We start from the raw sequence: 22,123 nt of genomic DNA, 5'->3' as shown, positions 1-22,123 counted from the left end.
CCACATGGTGCGGGTCCGCCCCGAACGGAGCATAAACGGGCGGTGAACTCGGTCTTCCGTTCATCCGATAGCCTCAGCCGACGCGCCGCCGGTCCGCCTCAGGGCCGCACTCCCGCGCGCCGTCCAGGCCAGTACCAAGGAGTGAGTTCGTCTGTCGACCGCCATCCTCACCGGTGCGCCGGTACCCGGATCGTCGCTCGCGGACGATCTGCGGTCACTCGGCTTCGAGGTACAAACAGCCACCGACGCCACGAATGCCGCCCAGCTGCTCGCGGCGGTTCCCGCGAGCCGCCGTGTCGCGCTCGTCGACCCCCGCTTCGTCGGGCACCGCCACGCCCTCCGGCTCGGCCTGACCGACCCCCGCTTCGCCGCGGCCACCGTCCCCGGCGCGCTCACCGCGCAGCCCGAGGCACGTGCCGCGCTCGTCCGGGCCCTGCACCGGACCGTCGCGGCGGTCGGCGCGGGCAGTCCCGTGGGGTCTCCCGATGACCGGCCGGACGCCGGGGACCGCAGCGTGCCCGGCCGCCTCGCCGTCGCGCTGGACGCCGAAGGCATCGCCGTACAGCGCCCCGAACTCGGTTCGCTCGCCGCCGCCGTCCCCACCGGACCCGAGCAGCGCACGGCCGCCGAGGCCGCCGTCGCCTCGGTCGACGACGAGGCGGTACGGCTGCGCAACGCGGTGAAGGCCCACGACGGCTTCTTCACCACGTTCTTCATCAGCCCGTACTCCCGCTACATCGCCCGCTGGTGCGCGCGCCGCGGCCTCACCCCGAACCAGGTCACCACCGCCTCGCTGATCACCGCGCTCATCGCGGCCGGCAGCGCGGCGACCGGAACCCGGGGCGGCTATGTCGCCGCCGGTGTGCTGCTGCTCCTCTCCTTCGTCCTGGACTGCACCGACGGGCAGCTCGCCCGCTACTCGCTCCAGTACTCGACGATGGGCGCCTGGCTGGACGCCACGTTCGACCGGGCGAAGGAGTACGCGTACTACGCGGGCCTCGCCCTCGGAGCGGCCCGCGGCGGCGACGACGTCTGGGTGCTGGCACTGGGCGCGATGGTGCTCCAGGCCTGCCGGCATGTCGTCGACTTCTCGTTCAACGAGGCCAATCACGACGCGGTCTCCAACACGAGCCCCACCGCCGCCCTGTCCGACAAGCTCGACAGCGTCGGCTGGACCGTCTGGCTGCGCCGGATGATAGTCCTGCCGATCGGCGAGCGATGGGCGATGATCGCAGTCCTCACCGCCGTCACCACCCCGCGGATCGTCTTCTACGCCCTGCTCATCGGCTGCGCCCTGGCCGCCTGCTACACCACGGCAGGCCGGCTGCTGCGCTCGCTGACCCGCAAGGCGCGGCGCACCGACCGCGCCGCGCGGGCCCTCGCCGACCTGGCCGACTCCGGGCCCCTCGCGCAGGCCGTCGGCGCCGTGATCCCCCGGCCGGGCGGCACCTTCACAGCCCCCACGCTCGCCCTTCTCGGCGGGCTGGTCATGGTCGCCGGAGCCCTCTTCGTCCCGTTCGGCAGCTGGCTGACCGTCGTCGCCGCCGGGATCTACACGGTTCTCTCCGGCATCGCCGTCGCCCGTCCGCTCAAGGGCGTGCTCGACTGGCTGGTCCCGCCGGTCTTCCGGGCCGCGGAGTACTGCACGATCCTGATCCTGGCCGCCCGCAGCGACGTACCGCACGCCGTTCCCGCGGCCTTCGGCCTGGTGTCGGCCGTCGCCTACCATCACTACGACACGGTGTACCGCATCCGCGGCGGCACCGGCGCGCCGCCCCAGTGGCTGGTGCGGACGATCGGTGGGCACGAGGGCCGGACCGTGGTGGTGGCCGTGCTCGCCGCCGTACTGACTCAGCATTCAGGTTTCACCACGGCTCTCACCGCGCTCGCGGTGGCCGTGGCTCTGGTGGTGCTCGTGGAGTCCATCCGCTTCTGGGTGTCCTCCTCGGCCCCCGCCGTACACGACGAAGGAGAACTCGCATGATCGGCCTCGTACTGGCAGCCGGTGCAGGACGACGTCTGCGCCCCTACACGGACACGCTGCCCAAGGCGCTGGTCCCCGTGGACGGCGACACGACGGTCCTCGACCTCACGCTGGCCAACTTCGCCGAGGTCGGGCTCACCGAGGTCGCGATCGTGGTCGGCTACCGCAAGGAAGCGGTCTACGACCGCAAGGCGGAGTTCGAGGCGAAGTACGGCGTGACGCTCACCCTCATCGACAACGACAAGGCCGAGGAGTGGAACAACGCCTACTCCCTGTGGTGCGCCCGTGAGGTCCTGAAGCAGGGCGTCATCCTCGCCAACGGCGACACCGTGCACCCGGTCTCCGTCGAGAAGACCCTCCTGGACGCCCGCGGCAAGGGCCAGAAGATCATCCTCGCCCTCGACACGGTGAAGAACCTCGCCGACGAGGAGATGAAGGTCATCACCGAGGACGGCAAGGGTGTCCGCCGGATCACCAAGCTGATGGACCCGGCCACCGCGACCGGCGAGTACATCGGGGTCACGCTCATCGAGCCCGAGGCCGCCGAGGAGCTGGCCGACGCGCTGCGGACGACGTTCGAGCGCGACCCCGACCTGTACTACGAGGACGGCTACCAGGAGCTCGTCAACCGCGGCTTCACCGTCGACGTGGCCCCCATCGGCGAAGTGACGTGGGTCGAGATCGACAACCACGACGACCTCGCGAAGGGCCGTGAGATCGCGTGCCAGTACTGACCCGGCTCATTCCGTCCCCGGTCGTCGTCGACATCAGGCGCGGCGCCATGGACGATCTGGCGGGCGTGCTGGCCGACCAGCGGATCTCCTCCTCGGGCAAGCTCGCCGTCGCGATCAGCGACGGCTCCGGGCGCGCCCTGCGCGAGAGGCTCGCTCCGGTTCTGCCGGGTGCCGACTGGTACCCGGTGTCCGACGGCACGATCGACTCGGCGGTGAAGCTCGCCGACGGCATCAAGGGCAACCGGTACGACGCCGTGGTCGGCCTCGGCGGCGGCAAGATCATCGACGTGGCGAAGTACGCCGCGGCGCGTGTCGGGCTGCCGATGGTCGCCGTCGCGACGAACCTCTCGCACGACGGTCTGTGCTCGCCGGTGGCGACGCTGGACAACGACAACGGGCGGGGCTCCTACGGGGTGCCCACCCCGATCGCCGTGGTGATCGACCTCGACATCATCCGTCAGGCGCCCGCCCGCTACGTCCGTTCCGGCATCGGCGACGCGATCTCGAACATCTCCTGCGTCGCCGACTGGGAGCTCGCCCACGAGGTCAACGGCGAGGAGATGGACGGTCTCGCGGCAGCCATGGCGCGGCAGGCCGGCGAGGCCGTGCTGCGCCACCCCGGCGGGGTCGGCGACGACGCCTTCCTGAAGGTGCTGGCCGAAGGGCTCGTGCTGACGGGCATCTCGATGTCGGTCGCGGGGGACTCCCGGCCGGCCTCCGGCGCCTGCCACGAGATCAACCACGCCTTCGACCTGCTGTACCCCCAGCGTGCGGCCAGCCACGGCGAACAGGTCGGCCTCGGCGCCTGCTTCGCGATGCATCTGCGCGGCGCCCGTCAGGAGGCACTGCTGATGACGTCGGTACTGCGGCGCCACGGCCTGCCGGTCCTGCCGGACGAGATCGGCTTCACCGCCGACGAGTTCGTGACCGCCGTCGAGTACGCCCCGCAGACGCGTCCGGGACGCTTCACGATCCTGGAACACCTCAACCTGTCCACCGACCAGATCAAGGACGCTTACGCAGACTATGCAAAAGCCATCGGTAGCTGAGCTTCGACCGGTCGTTCACCCCCCGGGTGTGAAGGACCGGCGGAGCGGCGAGCACTGGGCCGGCCGGCTCTACATGCGCGAGGTCTCCCTGCGCATCGACCGGCATCTGGTGAACACAAGGGTCACGCCCAACCAGCTGACCTACGTGATGACGGTCGCGGGTGCCCTCGCCGCCCCGGCGCTGCTCGTACCGGGCATCACGGGCGCACTGCTCGGCGTGCTGATGGTCCAGCTCTATCTGCTGCTCGACTGCGTCGACGGCGAGATCGCCCGCTGGAAGAAGCAGTACTCGCTCGCCGGGGTCTACCTGGACCGGGTCGCCGCCTATCTGTGCGACGCCGCGGTCCTGGTCGGCTTCGGCCTGCGCGCCGCCGACCTCTGGGGCGAGGGGCGCATCGACTGGCTGTGGGCCTTCCTCGGAACCCTGGCCGCGCTCGGCGCGATCCTGATCAAGGCCGAGACCGACCTGGTCGGCGTCGCCCGTCACCAGGGCGGGATGCCGCCGGTGAAGGAGGCGGCGTCCGAGCCGCGCTCGTCCGGAATGGCGCTGGCCCGCAAGGCCGCCGCGGCGCTGAAGTTCCACCGGCTGGTCCTCGGCGTCGAGGCGTCGCTGCTGATCCTCGCCGCGGCGATCGCGGACAGCGTCCGGGACGACCTGTTCTTCTCGCGGCTCGGCGTCGCCGTCCTCGCCGGGATCGCTCTCCTGCAGACCCTGCTCCACCTGGTGTCCGTGCTCGCTTCCAGCAGGTTGAAGTGAGCTCTCCCATGAAACTCGGCGCGGTCATCATCACCATGGGCAACCGCCCCGACGAGCTGCGCGCCCTCCTGGATTCGGTCACCGCGCAGGACGGTGACCGGATCGAGGTGGTGGTCGTCGGCAACGGCGCCCCGGTCCCGGACGTGCCGGCCGGTGTACGGACGGTGGAGCTGCCCGAGAATCTGGGCATCCCCGGCGGCCGCAACGTCGGCATCGAGGCGTTCGGCCCCTCCGGCGCCGACGTGGACGGCCTGCTCTTCCTCGACGACGACGGCCTGCTGCCGAACACCGACACCGCCGAGCTGTGCCGGCGGGCGTTCGACACGGACCCGAAGCTGGGCATCATCACCTTCCGGATCGCCGACCCGGACACCGGCGCCACCCAGCGCCGGCACGTGCCCAGGCTGCGCGCCTCCGATCCGATGCGTTCCTCGCGCGTGACGACCTTCCTGGGCGGCGCCAACGCCGTACGCACCCAGGTGATCGCCGAGGTCGGCGCGCTGCCGGACGAGTTCTTCTACGCCCATGAGGAGACCGATCTGGCCTGGCGGGCGCTGGACGCCGGCTGGATGATCGACTACCGCGCGGACATGGTGCTCAACCACCCGACCACCGCACCTTCGCGGCACGCGGTCTACCACCGCATGGTGGCCCGCAACCGGGTCTGGCTCGCCCGCCGGAACCTGCCCGCGCCGCTGGTCCCCGTGTACGTCGGGGTCTGGCTGCTGCTGACCCTGCTGCGCAGACCTTCCGGGCCCGCGCTCAAGGCATGGATCGGCGGTTTCCGGGAAGGCTGGGCGAAGCCCTGCGGGCCGCGGCGCCCCATGAAGTGGCGTACGGTATGGCGGCTGACGAGACTGGGCCGACCTCCCGTGATCTGAGAGGCTTTCCTCTGAGAGCATGAGGCGTATTTCTTCTTTCCGGGACCTGTCCGCCTGAGCCGCGCCCGCGACTGGCTGCGCATCTTGAAGACGAGAGTTTCAACTTGTGAGTGACACAACCCATGACGGTGGGGTAGCCCTCGGCACCCTGTCGTCCGCCGACGAGGGGCTGAGCGCGGCCCAGACGGCCGCCAAGTACGGCCTGACCGTGAGCGGCGCCCGGCCTGGGCTGTTCGAATACATCAGGCAGCTCTGGGGCCGGCGCCACTTCATCATGGCCTTCTCCAGGGCAAAGCTGACCGCCCAGTACAGCCAGGCCAAACTCGGCCAGCTGTGGCAGGTGGCGACCCCCCTGCTGAACGCCCTGGTCTACTTCCTGATCTTCGGCCTGATCCTGGGGACCCGGAAGGGGATGAGCCAGGAGATCTTCATCCCGTTCCTGGTGACCGGCGTCTTCGTCTTCACCTTCACCCAGAGTTCGGTGATGGCGGGGGTCCGGTCCATTTCCGGCAACCTCGGGCTGGTCCGGGCCCTGCACTTCCCCCGTGCCTCGCTGCCCATCTCCTTCTCGCTCCAGCAGCTACAGCAGCTGCTGTACTCGATGATCGTGCTGGTGCTCGTGGCGGTCGGCTTCGGCAGCTATCCCACGCTCTCCTGGCTGCTGGTCATTCCCGCGCTGGCCATGCAGTTCTTCTTCAACACCGGTCTGGCGCTGGTGATGGCCAGGCTCGGCAGCAAGACCCCCGACCTGGCGCAGCTGATGCCCTTCGTGATGCGGACGTGGATGTACGCGTCCGGCGTCATGTTCTCCATCCCGGTGATGCTGGCGGACAAGCCGGCGTGGATCGCGGACGTGCTCCAGTACAACCCGGCGGCCATCTACATGGACCTGGTCCGCTTCGCGCTGATCGACGGGTACGGCTCCGAGAACCTGCCGCAGCACGTCTGGGCGGTCGGGCTCGGCTGGGCGCTGCTCGTGGGCATCGTGGGCTTCGTGTACTTCTGGAAGGCAGAGGAACGGTACGGCCGTGGCTGAGGACAACACGCAGGAACGTCATGTTCCCACCGTCATCGCCGACGACGTGCACATCGTGTACCGCGTCAACGGCGCGGGAGGCGGCAGGGGCAGCGCCACCGCCGCGCTCAGCCGCATGGTGGGCCGCGGCAAGGGCAAGGGCGAGCCGCGTGGGGTGAGGAAGGTGCACGCCGTACGCGGTGTCTCCTTCACCGCCTACCGGGGCGAGGCCATCGGACTCATCGGCACCAACGGTTCGGGCAAGTCGACCCTGCTGCGGGCGATCGCCGGACTGCTGCCGACCGAGTCGGGCATGGTGTACACGGACGGTCAGCCCTCGCTGCTCGGTGTGAACGCGGCGCTGATGAGCGACCTGACCGGCGAGCGCAACGTGGTGCTCGGCGGGCTCGCCATGGGCATGAGCCGCGAGGAGATCCGCGAGCGCTACAAGAACATCGTGGACTTCTCCGGCATCAACGAGAAGGGTGACTTCATCACCCTGCCGATGCGGACGTACTCCTCCGGGATGGCCGCGCGGCTGCGCTTCTCGATCGCCGCCGCCAAGAACCACGACGTCCTCATGATCGACGAGGCGCTGGCCACCGGTGACCGCAAGTTCCGGATCCGTTCGGAGGAGCGGATCCGTGAACTGCGCAAGGAGGCGGGCACCGTCTTCCTGGTCAGCCACAACAACAAGTCGATCAGGGACACCTGCGACCGGGTGCTGTGGCTGGAGAAGGGCGAGCTCCTGATGGACGGCCCGACCGAGGAAGTCCTCAAGGCGTACGAGCGCGAGACCGGCAAGTAGTCTCCCGCACCCCCGTGGCCTCCGCCGGAACACTCCGGCGGAGGCCACGGGGGCGTCCTGGGTGGCCCGTACGGCGATGCGCACCGGTCCGGCAGACCATACGCAGTACGGTTCCCGGACGATCTCCTCCCGCCGGATGAGGTCAATTCCCTTGGGTACGGGGAAGGTTGACGGGCGGAGAGGTGCACTCGCCGGGCGCGCCGCACCCCGGCGCCGCTCTGTGAGCTGTACAACGTAAGCTGTACCGGTGCTGATTCGTGGCAAGTGGGGCGATACCCCCTCGGCACGGCACCCGCGGTGCGCCTGTGCACTCGGGAGAGGCAGCGGCGTGTCCGAAAAGGGATGTTTTGGGTCGGCAGTGTAGAACGGGAGATGTGACGGCAATGACGGAAGATCTCCAGCTCCGACGTGGTTCGGCCGTCTCCGCGCCGGGCGGTACGCGGTGACGCGTACCCGGCAGGCGCGCCACGACGCCGCCGCCACCGGCACCCTCGACAAGGCCGCGGACGAGAACTTCCCCGTGGCCCCCTTCTTCCTGCCCCGCGCCTGGCGTGACGACCTGATGGCGGTCTACGGATACGCCCGGCTCGTCGACGACATCGGCGACGGCGATCTCACCCCCGGCGGCGCCGACGCCCGCCACCTCGGCCTCGACCCCGCGCAGACCGACGACCGGCTCGCCATGCTCGACGCCTTCGAGGCCGATCTGCACCGGGTCTTCGCCACCGCGGGCGACGGACCGCGCCACCCGCTGCTGCGTGCCCTGCGCCCCACCGTGCGGCGCCGCGCGCTCACCCCCGAGCCCTTCCTCGGCCTCATCGAGGCCAACCGGCAGGACCAGAAGATCCGCCGCTACGGGACGTACGAGGAGCTCAGCGCCTACTGCGAGCTCTCCGCCAACCCCGTCGGCCGCCTGGTCCTGGCGATCACCGGAACCGCCAGTCCCGAACGGATCCGCCGCTCCGACGCGGTCTGCACCGCCCTGCAGATCGTCGAGCACCTCCAGGACGTCGCCGAGGACCTCGGCCGTGACCGGATCTATCTGCCCGCCGAGGACATGGCCCGGTTCCATGTCAGCGAATCCGACCTGGCGCTGCCCTCCGCGGGCGCATCGGTGCGTGCCCTGGTCGCCTACGAAGCGGAACGCGCGAGAGAACTGCTGGACGAGGGCGCCCCCCTGGTGGGCAGCGTCCACGGCAGACTCAAGCTGCTCCTCGCCGGATTCGTCGCCGGAGGGCGCTCCGCCCTCACGGCGATCTCGGCCGCCGGGTTCGACGTATTGCCCGGACCGCCCAGACCCACCAAGCCCAGCCTGCTGCGCGAAGTGGGAGTCGTCTTGCGAAGAGCGCGTGGAGAGGGATGAGCCGGACCGTGGAGGGACAGACGACGTACATGTCGGCACCGGTACAGGCCGCATACAGTTACTGCGAGGCCGTCACCGGACAGCAGGCGCGTAACTTCGCGTACGGCATCAGGCTGCTGCCGTACGAGAAGCGGCAGGCCATGTCGGCGCTGTACGCCTTCTCCCGTCGGGTCGACGACATCGGCGACGGTGAGCTGGCCCCGGAGATCAAGCGGACCCGGCTGGAGAGCACCCGCGAGCTGCTCGACCGGATCCGGGACGGCGCCGTCGACGAGGACGACACCGACCCGGTGGCCGTCGCGCTCGCCGACGCCGCCCGCCGCTTCCCCCTGCCCCTGGGCGGACTCGACGAGCTGATCGACGGCGTGCTGATGGACGTGCGCGGCGCGACGTACGAGACCTGGGACGAACTGAAGGTCTACTGCCGCTGTGTCGCGGGCGCCATCGGGCGGCTCAGCCTGGGCGTTTTCGGTACCGCGCCGGGCGCACCCGGCGCCGACCGCGCCGCGGAGTACGCCGACACCCTCGGCCTCGCCCTCCAGCTCACCAACATCCTGCGCGACGTCCGCGAGGACGCCGGCAACGGGCGCACCTACCTGCCCGCCGACGACCTCGCCAAGTTCGGCTGCTCCGCCGGATTCCACCGGGCCACCCCGCCGCCCGGCTCGGACTTCGCCGGTCTGATCCACTTCGAGGTCCGCCGGGCCCGAGCCCTGTTCGCCGAGGGCTACCGGCTGCTGCCGATGCTGGACCGCCGCAGCGGAGCCTGTGTGGCCGCCATGGCCGGGATCTACCGCCGCCTCCTGGACCGGATCGAACGCGACCCCGAAGCCGTGCTCCGCGGCCGGGTCTCGCTGCCCGGCCACGAGAAGGCCTATGTCGCGGTGCGCGGTCTGTCGGGCCTCGACGCCCGCCACATCTCGAAGCTCACGGCCAGGGGGCGAACCTGATGGACCGCACCGGGCCCGGCCGCCGGGCAACCCTCCGGTGGCCCGTCGCGTCCCTGACTGCGACGATCCGGATGGCGACGCTCCGGCCGACGACGCCCGACGCGGCGACGATTTCACTAGAGGGGGACGCATGAGCGACGAGAGCCCGCGCTCCCGCGCGGTGGTCGTCGGCGGCGGCATCGCGGGGATCACAGCGGCCCTCCGCCTGGCCGACGCCGGACTCGACGTGACCCTGCTCGAAGGGCGGCCCCGGCTCGGCGGACTCGCCTTCTCCTTCCAGCGCGGCGAGCTGACCGTCGACAACGGCCAGCACGTCTATCTGCGCTGCTGCACCGGCTACCGCTGGTTCCTGGACCGGGTCGGAGGCGCGCATCTGGCGCCCCTTCAGGACCGCCTCGACGTGCCCGTGCTCGACGTCGGACGGGCCGCCGGGCCCCGCCTGGGACGGCTGCGCCGCAACAACCTCCCCGTACCGCTGCATCTGGCCGCCGGACTCGCGGCCTATCCGCACCTCTCGCTCGCCGAGAAGGCGAGCGTCGGGCGGGCCGCGCTGGCACTCGGGCGGCTGGACCCGGCCGACCCCGCGCTCGACGAAATCGACTTCGCCACCTGGCTGCGACAGCACGGCCAGTCGAAGCGGACCATCGACGCGCTCTGGGACCTCGTCGGCGTGGCCACTTTGAACGCGACCGCGCCGCACGCCTCCATGGCGCTCGCCGCGAAGGTCTTCAAGACCGGTCTGCTCTCCGAACCCGGCGCCGCCGACATCGGCTGGGCCACCGTGCCGCTCGGCGAACTGCACGACACCCTCGCCCGCAAGGCGCTCGACTCCGCGGGCGTACGGACCGAGCTGCGCGCCAAGGTGGGCTCCTTGAGCCGGACCGAGGACGGCGGCTGGGTCGTGGAGAGCGGCGGGGAGCGGATCGGCGCGGACACCGTCGTCCTGGCCGTGCCGCAGACCGAGACCCACGGCCTGCTGCCCGAAGGCGCGCTGGACGAGCCGGACCTGCTGCTCGACATCGACTCCGCGCCGATCCTCAACGTGCACGTCGTCTACGACCGCAAGGTCCTGCGCCGACCGTTCTTCGCCGCACTCGGCTCCCCGGTCCAGTGGGTCTTCGACCGCACCGAATCCTCCGGCCTCACGGGCGGCGGACAGTATCTGGCGGTCTCCCAGTCCGCGGCCCAGGACGAGATCGACCTGCCCGTCGCCGAGCTGCGCGGCCGCTATCTGCCGGAACTCGAACGGCTCCTGCCGGCCGCCCGGGGGGCCGGTATCCGCGACTTCTTCGTCACCCGCGAACGTACCGCGACCTTCGCGCCAGCTCCGGGCGTCGGCCGGCTGCGCCCCGGACCCCGCACCCGCACCCCCGGCCTCCACCTGGCGGGCGCATGGACCGCCACCGGCTGGCCCGCGACGATGGAGGGCGCCGTGCGCAGTGGCTTCAGCGCCGCCGATGCCGCACTCGTGGACCTCGGTCGCACCCTTGGACATCCGCTGCAGGAGGCGGCATGAGCAGTACCACCGGAACAAGAGGAGAGTCAGTGACCCCGGCGAATCCGGCTTTCGACACCGTGGCAGACACCGCGGACGTCACCGCGCTTCTGGAGCGTGGACGGGCCCTGTCAGCGCCGGTGCTGCGGGCTGCCGTGGACCGGCTCGCGCCGCCCATGGACACCGTCGCCGCCTACCACTTCGGCTGGATCGATGCCGAGGGCCGGCCCGCCGACGGCGACGGCGGCAAGGCCGTGCGCCCCGCGCTCGCCCTGCTGTCCGCGGAGGCCGCGGGCGCTCCGGCCGAGGCCGGTATCCCCGGCGCGGTGGCGGTCGAACTCGTGCACAACTTCTCGCTGCTGCACGACGACCTGATGGACGGCGACGAGCAGCGCCGCCACCGCGACACCGTCTGGAAGGTGCACGGTCCCGCCCAGGCGATCCTGGTGGGCGACGCGCTCTTCGCGCTCGCCAACGAGGTCCTGCTGGAACTGGGCACCGTCGAGGCGGGCCGGGCGGCCCGTCGGCTGACCACCGCCACCCGCAAGCTCATCGACGGGCAGGCCCAGGACATCTCCTACGAGCACCGCGAGCGGGTCACCGTCGAGGAGTGCCTGGAGATGGAGGGCAACAAGACCGGCGCCCTGCTCGCCTGTGCCGTCTCCATCGGTGCGGTCCTCGGCGGTGCCGACGACCGGACCGCCGACACCCTGGAGGCGTACGGCTACCACCTGGGCCTCGCCTTCCAGGCGGTCGACGATCTGCTCGGCATCTGGGGCGACCCGGAGTCCACGGGCAAGCAGACCTGGAGCGATCTGCGCCAGCGCAAGAAGTCCCTGCCGGTCGTCGCCGCGCTCGCCGCGGGCGGCCCCGCCTCCGAGCGTCTCGGCGAGCTGCTCGCCGCCGACGCCAAGAGCAATGACTTCGAGAGTTTCTCCGAAGAGGAGTTCGCCGCCCGCGCGGCGCTCATCGAGGAGGCGGGCGGTCGCGAGTGGACCGCCCAGGAGGCCCGCCGTCAGCATGCGGTCGCCATCGAGGCGCTGCACGGTGTCGACATGCCGCAGCACGTACGGGCGCAGCTCACCGCGCTCGCCGACTTCGTCGTCGTACGAAAGAGATGATCACCATTCGCATATGACTCGCAGTCGCCGGCCGGTGCCCGTACCGGGCGCCGGCCGACGGAGACCCCAGCACAGCAGAGGATCACACTGCACGAAGGGGAAGCCATGACAGCGACGACCGACGGAAGCACCGGAGCCGCGTACCCTCGCGCAGCCTCGGACGGCGATCCGACCGAATCCAACATCGCCGCGGACGGCGTACTCGCCGTCGCGCGGCGGGCCGCGGAACGCTCGGTGGAGCATCTCCTCGGCAGACAGGACGAGCAGGGCTGGTGGAAGGGCGACCTCGCCACCAACGTCACGATGGACGCCGAGGACCTGCTGCTCCGTCAGTTCATCGGGATCCAGGACCCGGCCACGGTCCAGGCCTCGGCCCGGTTCATCCGCGGCGAACAGCTCGGTGACGGTACCTGGGCCACATTTTACGGCGGACCGGGCGACCTCTCCGCCACCATCGAGGCGTACGTGGCGCTGCGGCTGGCCGGGGACCGGCCGGAGGACCCGCACATGGCGCGTGCCGCCGGGTGGGTCAGGGATCAGGGCGGCATCGCGGCCGCCCGGGTCTTCACCCGGATCTGGCTGGCCCTCTTCGGCTGGTGGAAATGGGATGACCTGCCGGAGCTGCCGCCCGAGTTGATGTTCTTTCCCAAGTGGCTGCCGCTCAATATCTATGATTTCGGCTGCTGGGCCCGGCAGACCATTGTTCCGCTGACCGTCGTCTCGGCGAAGCGGCCGGTCCGGCCCGCCCCGTTCGCCCTGGACGAGCTGCACACCGACCCCGCGTGCCCCAATCCCCCCAAGCGCATGGCTCCGGTGGCCAGTTGGGACGGGATCTTCCAGCGGCTCGACAAGGGGATGCACCTGTACCACAAGGTCGCGCCGCGCCCGCTGAGACGTATCGCGATGAACGCGGCGGCCCGCTGGATCATCGAGCGCCAGGAGAACGACGGCTGCTGGGGCGGCATCCAGCCACCCGCGGTCTACTCCGTCATCGCCCTCCATCTGCTCGGCTACGACCTCGACCACCCGGTGATGCGGGCCGGGCTCGCCTCGCTGGATCGGTTCGCCGTGTGGCGCGAGGACGGCGCCCGCATGATCGAGGCATGCCAGTCGCCCGTCTGGGACACCTGCCTCGCCACCATCGCGCTCGCCGACGCCGGGCTCCGGCCCGACCACCCCGCGCTCGTGAAAGCCGCCGACTGGATGCTCGGCGAGGAGATCGCACGACCCGGCGACTGGTCCGTGCGCAAGCCCGAACTCGCCCCGGGAGGCTGGGCGTTCGAGTTCCACAATGACAACTATCCCGATATCGACGACACCGCCGAAGTGGTTCTGGCGCTGCGCCGGGTCGCGCACCCCGACCCCGCCCGGCTCGAAGCGGCGATCGAGCGCGGAGTGCGCTGGAACCTCGGCATGCAGTCCCGCAACGGGGCCTGGGGCGCCTTCGACGCGGACAACACCAGCCCGTTCCCCAACCGCCTGCCGTTCTGCGACTTCGGGGAGGTGATCGATCCGCCGTCGGCCGATGTCACCGGCCATGTCGTGGAGATGCTCGCCGTGGAGGGCCGGGCCCGGCACCCCCGTACCCGGCAGGGCATCGAGTGGCTGCTCGCCGAACAGGAGGCGTGCGGCGCCTGGTTCGGCCGCTGGGGCGTCAACTATGTCTACGGAACAGGGTCCGTGGTGCCCGCGCTGGTCGCCGCCGGACTGCCCGCGGGGCACCCGTCGATCCGCCGGGCGGTGAGCTGGCTGAAGTCCGTCCAGAACGACGACGGCGGCTGGGGCGAGGACCTGCGCTCCTACCAGGAGGAGAAGTGGATCGGACACGGTGAGTCGACCGCGTCCCAGACCGCCTGGGCGCTGCTGGCACTCCTCGCCGCGGGCGAACGCGACAGCCGCTCGGTGACCCGAGGTGTCACGTGGCTGTCCGAGACCCAGCAGGCCGACGGTTCCTGGGACGAGCCGTACTTCACCGGGACCGGCTTCCCCTGGGACTTCTCCATCAATTACCACCTCTACCGGCAGGTCTTCCCGCTCACCGCACTGGGGCGCTATGTGTACGGCGATCCGTTCGCCGGCCGCACGTCCGTCGGCGAGGGGGCCTGATGGGCGACGCACCGAGGCCGTCCGGCCCCTCCGCACCGCTGCTGATCGCCTGCGCGCTCGGCATCGAACAGCTCGCCCTGCGCAGTGCCCGCAGCAGTGGTGCCCCGGGCCCGGTGAGCGTCATCCGGACCGGGATGGGCCCGAAGGCCGCCGAAACGGCCATGGGGCACTCGCTGGACCGGGACGGCGCGCGGGGCGCCGCGGTCATCGCCTCCGGCTTCTGCGCCGGACTGGCCCCCGGGATGCACCCCGGGGACCTGGTCGTCGCCGAGGAGACCCGGGACGCGGACGGCTCCACCGTCTGCACCGGCACGGGCCTGCTCGTCGAGGCCCTCGCCAGGACGGTGCCCGGCCGCACCGTCCACACCGGTCCGCTGTTCGGCTCCGACCATGTCGTACGAGGACCTGAGCGGGCCGAACTGAGGGCCACCGGCGCCATCGCGGTGGACATGGAGTCCGCCGCCACACTGCGCACCGCCCTGCGCCACGGCCCTCGCCCGGTTGCGGCCGTACGGGTGGTCGTGGACGCTCCAGAGCATGAGCTCGTCCGCATCGGCACGGTCCGCGGTGGAATATCAGCCTTCCGCGTTCTTCGTGCCGTCCTGCCGGCTTTCTATGAATGGCACCGATCTTTGTTGCTCCCCAGGAGGTGAGCCAGATGGCCATGCCGCTTCGTCAGTCCATCAAGGTTGCGACGTACCTCATTGAACAAAAGCTCCGCAAGCGAGAGAAGTTCCCGCTCATTGTCGAGCTGGAGCCCTTGTTCGCCTGCAATCTGGCCTGCGAGGGATGCGGGAAGATCCAGCATCCGGCCGGAGTTCTGAAACAGCGCATGCCGGTCGCCCAGGCCGTCGGCGCGGTGCTCGAATCGGGCGCGCCGATGGTGTCCATCGCGGGCGGTGAGCCGCTGATGCACCCGCAGATCGATGAGATCGTGCGTCAGCTCGTCGCGAAGAAGAAATATGTCTTCCTCTGCACGAACGCGATGCTCATGCGGAAGAAGCTCGACAAATTCACGCCGTCGCCGTACTTCGCCTTCGCCGTGCACATCGACGGGCTGCGTGAACGGCACGACGAATCGGTCGCCAAGGAAGGAGTCTTCGACGAGGCGGTGGAGGCGATGAAGGAGGCCAAGAGCCGCGGATTCCGCGTCACCACGAACTCGACCTTCTTCAACACCGACACCCCGCAGACGATCATCGAGGTCCTCAACTTCCTCAATGACGATCTGAAGGTCGACGAGATGATGATCTCGCCCGCCTACGCGTACGAGAAGGCACCCGACCAGGAGCACTTCCTCGGCGTCGAGCAGACCCGCGAGCTGTTCAAGAAGGCATTCGCGGGCGGCAACCGGGCCCGCTGGCGGCTGAACCACTCGCCGCTCTTCCTGGACTTCCTGGAAGGCAAGGCGGACTTCGCCTGCACCGCGTGGGCGATCCCGAACTATTCGCTCTTCGGCTGGCAGCGCCCCTGCTACCTGATGAACGACGGATACGTCCCGACGTACCGTCAGCTCATCGAGGAGACCGACTGGGAGAAGTACGGCCGGGGCAAGGACCCGCGCTGCGCCAACTGCATGGCGCACTGCGGCTACGAGCCCACGGCGGTGCTCGCCACCATGGGGTCGCTGAAGGAGTCCCTGCGGGCCGCACGGGAGACCGTCACCGGTAACCGGTGACGGTCTGACCGCCGGAGAACCGGTCCGCCGGTTCTCCCCGTCCCGCCGGCCCGGCCGCTCGCGACGCGCCGCCCCTCGTGGCGCGTCCGGGCCGGGCCCGGCGGCCCAGCAGGACCTGCCGAAGGAGAAGGACGGGCAATGAAGGACGGCGAACCCAGGGGCTTCGACCTCACGCGGCTCCTCGCGGAACGCGGCGGCGAACGCTACGAGCTGCACGCACGGCATCTCAACCACCAACTGCCGCGCATGCTGCGCACCATCGGCTTCGACAAGGTGTACGAGCGTGCCGAGGGAGCGTACTTCTGGGACGCCGACGGCAACGACTACCTCGACATGCTCGCCGGATTCGGGGTGATGGGCCTCGGGCGGCACCACCCCGTCGTCCGCCGGGCCCTGCACGACGTCCTGGACGCCTCGCTCGCCGACCTCACCCGCTTCGACTGCCAGCCGCTGCCCGGACTGCTGGCCGAGAAGCTGCTCACCCACAGCCCGCATCTGGACCGGGTCTTCTTCGGCAACAGCGGTACGGAGGCGGTCGAGACGGCGCTGAAGTTCGCCCGCTACGCCACCGGGAAACCGCGGGTCCTCTACTGCACCCACGCCTTCCACGGACTCACCACCGGTTCGCTCTCGGTCAACGGCGAGGACGGATTCCGGGACGGCTTCGCCCCGTTGCTGCCCGATACCGCGATCGGGCTCGGGGACCTCGACGCCCTGCGGCGCGAACTGAAGCGCGGGGATGTGGCGGCCCTGGTCGTGGAACCCGTCCAGGGCAAGGGCGTGCACGCCGCGCCGCCGGGCTTCCTGCGGGCCGCGCAGGAACTGCTGCACCGGCACAAGGCGCTCCTCATCGCCGACGAGGTGCAGACCGGGCTCGGCAGGACCGGTGACTTCTACGCGTACCAGCACGAGGAAGGCGTCGAACCCGATCTGGTCTGTGTCGCCAAGGCGCTCTCCGGCGGCTATGTGCCCGTCGGGGCGACCCTCGGCAAGGACTGGATCTTCAAACGCGTCTACTCGTCCATGGACCGGGTTCTGGTCCACTCCGCGAGTTTCGGCTCCAATGCCCAGGCGATGGCGGCGGGGCTCGCCGTGCTCGCGGTGATGGAGGACGAGGAGACCGTCGCGAACGCCCGGCGCACCGGCGATCTGCTGCGGGAACGGCTGGCCGCCCTCGTCGACCGCTACGAGCTGCTGCACGAGGTGCGCGGGCGCGGGCTGATGATCGGCATCGAGTTCGGCCGGCCGGCCTCGCTGAAGCTCCGCAGCCGCTGGACCATGCTCCAGGCGGCCCGAAAGGGACTCTTCGCGCAGATGGTCGTGGTGCCGCTGCTGCAGAAGCACCGCATCCTCACGCAGGTGTCCGGCGACCATCTGGAAGTGATCAAGCTGATTCCGCCGCTGGTCATCGGCGAGCCGGAGGTGGAGCGCTTCGTGGCGGCGTTCACCGCAGTCATGGATGACGCGCACAACGGCGGCGGGCTGATGTGGGACTTCGGGCGGACCCTGGTGAAGCAGGCAGTCGCCAACCGCTGAGCGCCACCGGCGTCAACCGGCACCCGCGGCACCTGCGGCACCCGTCGACCGGCACCGGGTCGGCGTCCGTGGGATTTGCCTCCGAGGTAAGAAATTTGCCTCGGAGGAAAGATCCTGGCCCAATAAAGGTATGAATCCTCCGGACGGAGGGGTGCCCGAAGAACTCCCCGGCGTCGCACCCCGCCTGCGCGAACTGCGCCGCGGCCGCGGTCTCACCCTGGAGAGCGCCGCCCAGCGGGCAGGGCTTTCCCCGGCCCACCTCTCCCGGCTCGAAACGGGCCGCAGGCAACCCTCGCTGCCGATGCTGCTCGGGCTCGCCCGCATCTACGGTACGACGGTTTCCGAGCTGCTCGGGGAGACACCTCCCGAACGTGACGCGATCGTCCGCGGCGGCCGCTTCGAGGGCGCCGAGGCCGACGGCTGGATGTATCAGCAGGCGGGCGGCTCCGGCCGTGCCATGCAGGCACTGCGGGTCAGAGTGCCGTACGGCGCCCAGGGCGATCTCGTGCGGGTCCACCCCGGCGAGGAGTGGCTGTACGTCCTCGACGGCCGGCTGCGGGTCATCCTGGGGGAGACGGTGCACGACCTCGCCCCCGGCGACAGCGCGCACTTCGATTCGCTCACCCCGCACCGGATCGCGGCCGTCGACCGCGGCGGCGCGGAGCTGCTCTTCGTCCACTCACTGATGCAGAGCCCCGCCGCCGAGCTGTGTCTCGGCAACGGGATCCATCGGCGCTGACCGGGCCGTCGGCCCCGTCGCCGCACCTGCTCCATCCTTCGCTTCACCGGCCGTGAGGCCGGCAGAGAGGACTGTCATGTCCGATTCCGAGCACTACGACCCCCTGACCCCGCAGCGGCCCAAGAACTACGACCCGCATGAGCGGAAGATGCCGCGCGGGGTCGTGATCCGGCTGTTCGCGTACCTGGTGGCCGGACACGTCATCGCGGGCTTCCTCTACCTGCTGTTCGCCGTGGCCGGCGGCAACAAGTAGTAGTCCCGACCGCCGGGCGAGGGCCTGGGGCGATCCGCCGCCCGGTGCGATCCGCGCCGGGGCGACGGGCGCGCCTACGCCGGCTCCAGCAGGCGCCCGCGCAGCCGCTCCCGGGTCTCCGGGGTGATCTTCAGGCCCTCGGTGAGGTAGCGGTCCGTGGTTCCCCAGGTCTCCTCGATGGCGGTGAAGGCCGCGGCGAGGTACTCGGCGTGCGCGCCGAACAGCGGGTTCAGGAGCTCCAGCACCTCCTGGGACATCCCCGTCTCCGACATGTCGGTGCGCCGCACCCGGTACCGGCGGTGCGCGTCGTTGGACTTGAGGTAGTCGGCCTCGATGGCGTCGCGCTCCACGCCGACGGCGAGCAGGGACACGGCGATCGAGAGACCGGCGCGGTCCTTGCCCGCGGCACAGTGCATCAGGGCGGGGACGCTGTCCTCGGCCAGGGCGTGCAGCACCCGGCTGTGCTCGGCGGTGCGGTCCCTGATGATCGACCGGTACGAGGTGATCATGCGGTCCGCACCCTTGGTGCCGGAGAGGATCGAGCGCAGCTGCTCGACGTCGCCGTCGCGGACCAGCCGCCAGAACTCCGCGCCGTCGGCGGGGTCCGAGAGCGGGATATTGACATTGCGCACCCCGGCCAGGTCCACGTCATGGCCGTCGAGCTTCCGGTCGGCGGCGCTACGGAAGTCGAAGACGGTGTGCAGACCGAGCCCGCCGAGGATCGCCGTGTCCTGCTCCGTGGCGTGTGCCAGGTGACCGCTGCGGTAGAGCCGCCCGAACGCCACACGGCGCCCGTCCGTCGTCGGGAGCCCGCCCACGTCCCGGAAATTGCGCACTCCGGTCAGCTCGGCTTCTGTCGGCGGGACCTGCGGCACCTGCTGCGTCACGGGTGGCTCCTGGGGTGTCTGGCGTCGGCGCTGCTCGCCGATGAGGGCACTCTTGTGACGATACGACATCGGTTCCTCGGGCAATCATCTCGACCGCGTGACGCTCTGCCGCGCGACCGTCCGCACGTTTCGGCCAGTCATGCCGCGAGGGCATTGCCCCTCACTGCGGGGATGGTTGATGATGCGCGAAACTGTTCGAATGTGGGGGAATGATGATCGAGACTGGTGTCACGGGCCGGACCTGGGTGCTCGACGGTGCGACCGGCAGCTATGCGCTCCACCTCACCGACCGCGATGAACTGGTTCATCTCCACTGGGGGCCGCGCCTCACGATGTCCGCGGCCGAGGCGCTGGCCGCCGTGCCCTTCCCGCCCGGTCCGGGCTTCGAATCCCCGCTCGACGGCCGTGAGGAGTACCCGGTCGAGGGCGGCCCCCGATTCGTCCGCCCGGCCCTCTCCGTACGGACCGCAGAGGTCCGGGGAACGCAGTGGGCGTTCGCGGAGGCCGAGACGCGGGGCGACGAACTGCGGCTCGGCTTCACCGACGCTCTCCACCGGCTCGCGCTGACCCTGCACTACCGGATGCGCGGGGACTCCGATGTCATCGAGCGCTGGGCCACCGTCACCCACGCCGGGCCGGACGGCCCGCCCCTGGAGCTGCTGCGCGCCGACGCGGCGACCTGGACGCTGCCGGCCCGTGCGGGCTGGCGGCTGAGCCAGCTCCACGGCAGCTGGGCGGCCGAGTCCCGGCTGGTGCGGTCGGAACTGACGTACGGCGAGAAGATCCTCTCCAGCCGCCGGGGCCACACCGGACACCAGCACCTGCCCTGGGTGGCGCTCGACGCGGACGCCGCGGCGACCGAGGAGCACGGCGAGGTGTACGGCTGCGCGCTGGGCTGGTCCGGGTCCTGGCGGATCGCCGTGCACCAGCTGCCCGACGGCATCGTGCAGATCACCGGCGGCGCGGGCTACGACGAGTCCGGGCTGCTGCGGCTCGCGCCGGGGGCGTCGTACACCACACCCGTCTTCGCCGGGCTGTGGAGCCCGGACGGATTCGGCGGGGCGAGCCGCGCCTGGCACGCCTGGCAGCTGGCCCATGTGATTCCGGACGCCGAGGCGCTGCGCCCGGTGCTCTACAACTCCTGGGAGGCGACCGGGTTCGACATCGCCGAGGAGCAGCAGCGGGCGCTCGCGGTGCGGGCCGCGGAGATGGGTGTCGAGCTGTTCGTGGTGGACGACGCCTGGTTCGGGCGGCGCACCAGCGACCGGGCCGGACTCGGCGACTGGACGCCGAACCCCGAGCGCTTCCCCGGCGGGCTGAAGCCGCTCGCCGAAGAGGTGCGCGGGCTGGGCATGCGGTTCGGCATCTGGGTCGAGCCGGAGATGGTCAACCCCGACAGCGATCTCTATCGGGCCCACCCCGACTGGGTCCAGCACGTCCCCGGGCGGACGCGGACGGAGTTCCGTCATCAGCTGGTGCTCAACCTGGCCCGGCGGGACGTGCGGGAATACCTGTGGGAGCGGCTCGACACCCTGCTCTCCAGTGCGCCGATCGACTATGTGAAGTGGGACTTCAACCGCTGCTTCACCGATGCGGGCTGGCCGGGCGAGGAATATCCGCAGAAGCTCTGGATCGAGCATGTGGACGCGTTCTACGCGCTGCTGGACCGGTTGCGTGCCGCGCACCCGGGTGTGGCCTTCGAGTCCTGCTCGGGCGGTGGGGGCCGGGTCGACCTCGGGGTGCTCGCCCGTACCGATCAGGTGTGGACCTCCGACAACACCGACCCGCTGGACCGGCTCGCCATCCAGGAGGGCTTCGGGCAGATCCACCCGGCGCGGGTGATGGCCGCCTGGGTCACCGACAGCCCGAACGTGCAGCTGAACGGGCGGGCGAGTTCGCTGCGCTTCCGCTTCGTCAGCGCGATGGCCGGGGTGCTCGGGGTCGGCGGGGACCTCACCGAGTGGAGCGAACGGGAGCTGGCCGAGGCGCGGGACTGGGTGTCCCTGTACAAGGAGATCCGCCCGGTCGTGCAGCACGGCGCCCTCCACCGGCTCGCGGCTCCGCGCGGCGGGCTGAGCGCGGTGCAGTACGTGCGGGGCGAGGAGACCGTGGTGCTGATGTGGCTCGAAGCGCAGCGGTACGGGCAGCGGCCCCCGGCTCTGCGGCTGCGCGGTCTGGTCCCCTCGGCGGCGTACGTCTGCCAGGACACCGGGACGGTGTACGAGGGATCGGTGCTCCTGCACCAGGGGCTGCACACGGGGCTGACGGGAGATCTCGACGCGCGGGTGCTGAGGTTGCGTCAGAGGTGATGGCCATGTCATGTCCGTATTGGTGCATTTGGTGGAGCATGCACCGCTTGTGGGGGAGATGGTGACCCGCTGGTGAGCGGGATCATATCCGTGACGGTGTGTGGTGGCGGCGCCCGGAGGTAATCCGGGCGCCGCGCGGAAAGCCAAGATCCGTAATCCACGGAGTGTCACCGGAAATCCGAACCGAAATTGAATCGAGGATTCCGGTACGCAACCGATGGCTTGTTCCTGTCGTCCTGACTCGTTTACGGTCACCGTCAATCCGGACGGACCGCCTAATCCTGCCGCCGCCCGGAATTCACACCCACCCACATACGCGTGGCAGGAGCGGGGGACCCAGGTAAGCCGCCGGCCCGGAGAGATCCGGACCGGCTCGGGGTGAAGTCGCAGCCAGCGACCGGGCATCTCCAGCCCGAACCCGACAGCTCACCTCGTAGGCGCCGGAGAGGAATGCCCCC

20 protein-coding genes and 1 riboswitch are annotated in these 22,123 nt (G+C 70.4%); of the genes, 19 read left to right on the top strand and 1 reads right to left on the bottom strand.

Annotated elements, in window-relative coordinates:
- The first annotated feature begins 208 nt into the window (after positions 1-208).
- The 18 genes from OG413_RS32885 to OG413_RS32805 all read left to right on the top strand — a co-directional run bounded on the left by OG413_RS32885 (position 209) and on the right by OG413_RS32805 (position 18,469).
- On the top strand, positions 209-1,984 hold the full coding sequence (locus OG413_RS32885) for a DUF5941 domain-containing protein (protein ID WP_266813226.1): 1,776 nt from the start codon (positions 209-211) through the stop codon (positions 1,982-1,984).
- Positions 1,981-2,718 (top strand): phosphocholine cytidylyltransferase family protein, encoded by a 738-nt coding sequence (locus tag OG413_RS32880; RefSeq protein WP_266811946.1) that lies wholly within the window; start codon positions 1,981-1,983, stop codon positions 2,716-2,718. The genes OG413_RS32885 and OG413_RS32880 overlap by 4 nt, the downstream gene beginning before the upstream one ends.
- Entirely contained in the window at positions 2,706-3,767 is a 1,062-nt protein-coding gene (locus OG413_RS32875) for an iron-containing alcohol dehydrogenase family protein (RefSeq protein ID WP_266811944.1), read from the top strand. Before OG413_RS32880 ends, OG413_RS32875 begins: the two co-directional genes overlap by 13 nt.
- Positions 3,745-4,524 (top strand): CDP-alcohol phosphatidyltransferase family protein, encoded by a 780-nt coding sequence (locus OG413_RS32870; protein ID WP_073719745.1) that lies wholly within the window; start codon positions 3,745-3,747, stop codon positions 4,522-4,524. Before OG413_RS32875 ends, OG413_RS32870 begins: the two co-directional genes overlap by 23 nt.
- A gap of 8 nt (positions 4,525-4,532) precedes the next feature.
- Positions 4,533-5,405: a glycosyltransferase family 2 protein gene (locus OG413_RS32865; RefSeq protein ID WP_266813224.1), complete on the top strand. Its 873-nt coding sequence runs from the start codon at positions 4,533-4,535 to the stop codon at positions 5,403-5,405.
- Between the two features lie 106 nt (positions 5,406-5,511).
- Complete coding sequence (locus OG413_RS32860) at positions 5,512-6,441, top strand: ABC transporter permease (protein WP_073719743.1); 930 nt, start codon at positions 5,512-5,514, stop codon at positions 6,439-6,441.
- Complete coding sequence (locus OG413_RS32855; protein ID WP_266811940.1) at positions 6,434-7,228, top strand: ABC transporter ATP-binding protein; 795 nt, start codon at positions 6,434-6,436, stop codon at positions 7,226-7,228. The genes OG413_RS32860 and OG413_RS32855 overlap by 8 nt, the downstream gene beginning before the upstream one ends.
- Before the next feature lie 442 nt (positions 7,229-7,670).
- Positions 7,671-8,591: a squalene synthase HpnC gene (gene hpnC, locus OG413_RS32850; protein WP_266811939.1), complete on the top strand. Its 921-nt coding sequence runs from the start codon at positions 7,671-7,673 to the stop codon at positions 8,589-8,591.
- On the top strand, positions 8,588-9,541 hold the full coding sequence (gene hpnD / locus OG413_RS32845; protein ID WP_266811937.1) for a presqualene diphosphate synthase HpnD: 954 nt from the start codon (positions 8,588-8,590) through the stop codon (positions 9,539-9,541). The genes hpnC and hpnD overlap by 4 nt, the downstream gene beginning before the upstream one ends.
- Positions 9,541-9,675: a DUF6380 family protein gene (locus tag OG413_RS47165; RefSeq protein ID WP_353962295.1), complete on the top strand. Its 135-nt coding sequence runs from the start codon at positions 9,541-9,543 to the stop codon at positions 9,673-9,675. Before hpnD ends, OG413_RS47165 begins: the two co-directional genes overlap by 1 nt.
- Positions 9,672-11,057 carry a hydroxysqualene dehydroxylase HpnE gene (gene hpnE / locus OG413_RS32840; RefSeq protein ID WP_266811935.1) on the top strand — a complete coding sequence of 462 codons (1,386 nt, stop codon included), beginning with the start codon at positions 9,672-9,674 and terminating at the stop codon, positions 11,055-11,057. Before OG413_RS47165 ends, hpnE begins: the two co-directional genes overlap by 4 nt.
- The gene (locus tag OG413_RS32835) at positions 11,054-12,157 is read left to right on the top strand and encodes a polyprenyl synthetase family protein (protein WP_266811933.1); all 1,104 of its coding nucleotides are present in this window, start codon (positions 11,054-11,056) and stop codon (positions 12,155-12,157) included. The genes hpnE and OG413_RS32835 overlap by 4 nt, the downstream gene beginning before the upstream one ends.
- A gap of 105 nt (positions 12,158-12,262) precedes the next feature.
- Positions 12,263-14,263 carry a squalene--hopene cyclase gene (gene shc / locus OG413_RS32830; protein ID WP_266811932.1) on the top strand — a complete coding sequence of 667 codons (2,001 nt, stop codon included), beginning with the start codon at positions 12,263-12,265 and terminating at the stop codon, positions 14,261-14,263.
- Complete coding sequence (locus OG413_RS32825; protein WP_266811930.1) at positions 14,263-14,916, top strand: 1-hydroxy-2-methyl-2-butenyl 4-diphosphate reductase; 654 nt, start codon at positions 14,263-14,265, stop codon at positions 14,914-14,916. Before shc ends, OG413_RS32825 begins: the two co-directional genes overlap by 1 nt.
- Positions 14,917-14,921: 5 nt before the next feature.
- On the top strand, positions 14,922-15,941 hold the full coding sequence (gene hpnH / locus OG413_RS32820) for an adenosyl-hopene transferase HpnH (protein WP_266811928.1): 1,020 nt from the start codon (positions 14,922-14,924) through the stop codon (positions 15,939-15,941).
- Positions 15,942-16,079: 138 nt separating this feature from the next.
- Positions 16,080-17,477 carry an aspartate aminotransferase family protein gene (locus OG413_RS32815; protein ID WP_266811926.1) on the top strand — a complete coding sequence of 466 codons (1,398 nt, stop codon included), beginning with the start codon at positions 16,080-16,082 and terminating at the stop codon, positions 17,475-17,477.
- A gap of 130 nt (positions 17,478-17,607) precedes the next feature.
- Positions 17,608-18,216, top strand: a complete 609-nt coding sequence (locus OG413_RS32810) for a helix-turn-helix domain-containing protein (protein WP_266811924.1) — start codon at positions 17,608-17,610, stop codon at positions 18,214-18,216.
- A gap of 76 nt (positions 18,217-18,292) precedes the next feature.
- Positions 18,293-18,469 (top strand): DUF6126 family protein, encoded by a 177-nt coding sequence (locus OG413_RS32805; RefSeq protein ID WP_198953040.1) that lies wholly within the window; start codon positions 18,293-18,295, stop codon positions 18,467-18,469.
- A 74-nt stretch (positions 18,470-18,543) separates the two neighbouring features.
- Here the strand turns inward: OG413_RS32805 and OG413_RS32800 are convergent, their stop codons facing one another.
- Positions 18,544-19,356, bottom strand: coding sequence for a tyrosine-protein phosphatase (locus tag OG413_RS32800; RefSeq protein ID WP_266811920.1), 813 nt, complete (start codon positions 19,354-19,356; stop codon positions 18,544-18,546).
- Between the two features lie 212 nt (positions 19,357-19,568).
- Between OG413_RS32800 and OG413_RS32795 the strand changes: the two genes are divergently transcribed.
- Positions 19,569-21,665, top strand: a complete 2,097-nt coding sequence (locus OG413_RS32795) for an alpha-galactosidase (protein ID WP_266813222.1) — start codon at positions 19,569-19,571, stop codon at positions 21,663-21,665.
- Positions 21,666-21,960: 295 nt separating this feature from the next.
- Positions 21,961-22,118, top strand: a riboswitch (cyclic di-AMP (ydaO/yuaA leader).
- Positions 22,119-22,123: the final 5 nt, after the last annotated feature.

Origin of the sequence: Streptomyces sp. NBC_01433, from assembly GCF_026340105.1 — a bacterium.
In the GTDB taxonomy this organism is placed as follows: Bacteria; Actinomycetota; Actinomycetes; order Streptomycetales; family Streptomycetaceae; genus Streptomyces.
Note: the sequence above shows the minus strand (reverse complement) of the source record. Positions and strands in the feature narration are given on the sequence as shown.

Excerpts from the sequence above, each read along its gene's own strand:
- OG413_RS32835 (WP_266811933.1), top strand. The coding sequence starts at position 11,054 with ATGAGCAGTACCACCGGAACAAGAGGAGAGTCAGTGACCCCGGCGAAT.
- OG413_RS32825 (WP_266811930.1), top strand. The coding sequence starts at position 14,263 with ATGGGCGACGCACCGAGGCCGTCCGGCCCCTCCGCACCGCTGCTGATC.
- OG413_RS32880 (WP_266811946.1), top strand. The coding sequence starts at position 1,981 with ATGATCGGCCTCGTACTGGCAGCCGGTGCAGGACGACGTCTGCGCCCC.
- OG413_RS32795 (WP_266813222.1), top strand. The coding sequence starts at position 19,569 with ATGATCGAGACTGGTGTCACGGGCCGGACCTGGGTGCTCGACGGTGCG.
- shc (WP_266811932.1), top strand. The coding sequence starts at position 12,263 with ATGACAGCGACGACCGACGGAAGCACCGGAGCCGCGTACCCTCGCGCA.
- OG413_RS32865 (WP_266813224.1), top strand. The coding sequence starts at position 4,533 with ATGAAACTCGGCGCGGTCATCATCACCATGGGCAACCGCCCCGACGAG.
- OG413_RS32815 (WP_266811926.1), top strand. The coding sequence starts at position 16,080 with ATGAAGGACGGCGAACCCAGGGGCTTCGACCTCACGCGGCTCCTCGCG.
- hpnD (WP_266811937.1), top strand. The coding sequence starts at position 8,588 with ATGAGCCGGACCGTGGAGGGACAGACGACGTACATGTCGGCACCGGTA.
- OG413_RS32870 (WP_073719745.1), top strand. The coding sequence starts at position 3,745 with ATGCAAAAGCCATCGGTAGCTGAGCTTCGACCGGTCGTTCACCCCCCG.
- hpnH (WP_266811928.1), top strand. The coding sequence starts at position 14,922 with ATGGCCATGCCGCTTCGTCAGTCCATCAAGGTTGCGACGTACCTCATT.
- OG413_RS32810 (WP_266811924.1), top strand. The coding sequence starts at position 17,608 with ATGAATCCTCCGGACGGAGGGGTGCCCGAAGAACTCCCCGGCGTCGCA.
- hpnE (WP_266811935.1), top strand. The coding sequence starts at position 9,672 with ATGAGCGACGAGAGCCCGCGCTCCCGCGCGGTGGTCGTCGGCGGCGGC.
- OG413_RS47165 (WP_353962295.1), top strand. The coding sequence starts at position 9,541 with ATGGACCGCACCGGGCCCGGCCGCCGGGCAACCCTCCGGTGGCCCGTC.
- OG413_RS32805 (WP_198953040.1), top strand. The coding sequence starts at position 18,293 with ATGTCCGATTCCGAGCACTACGACCCCCTGACCCCGCAGCGGCCCAAG.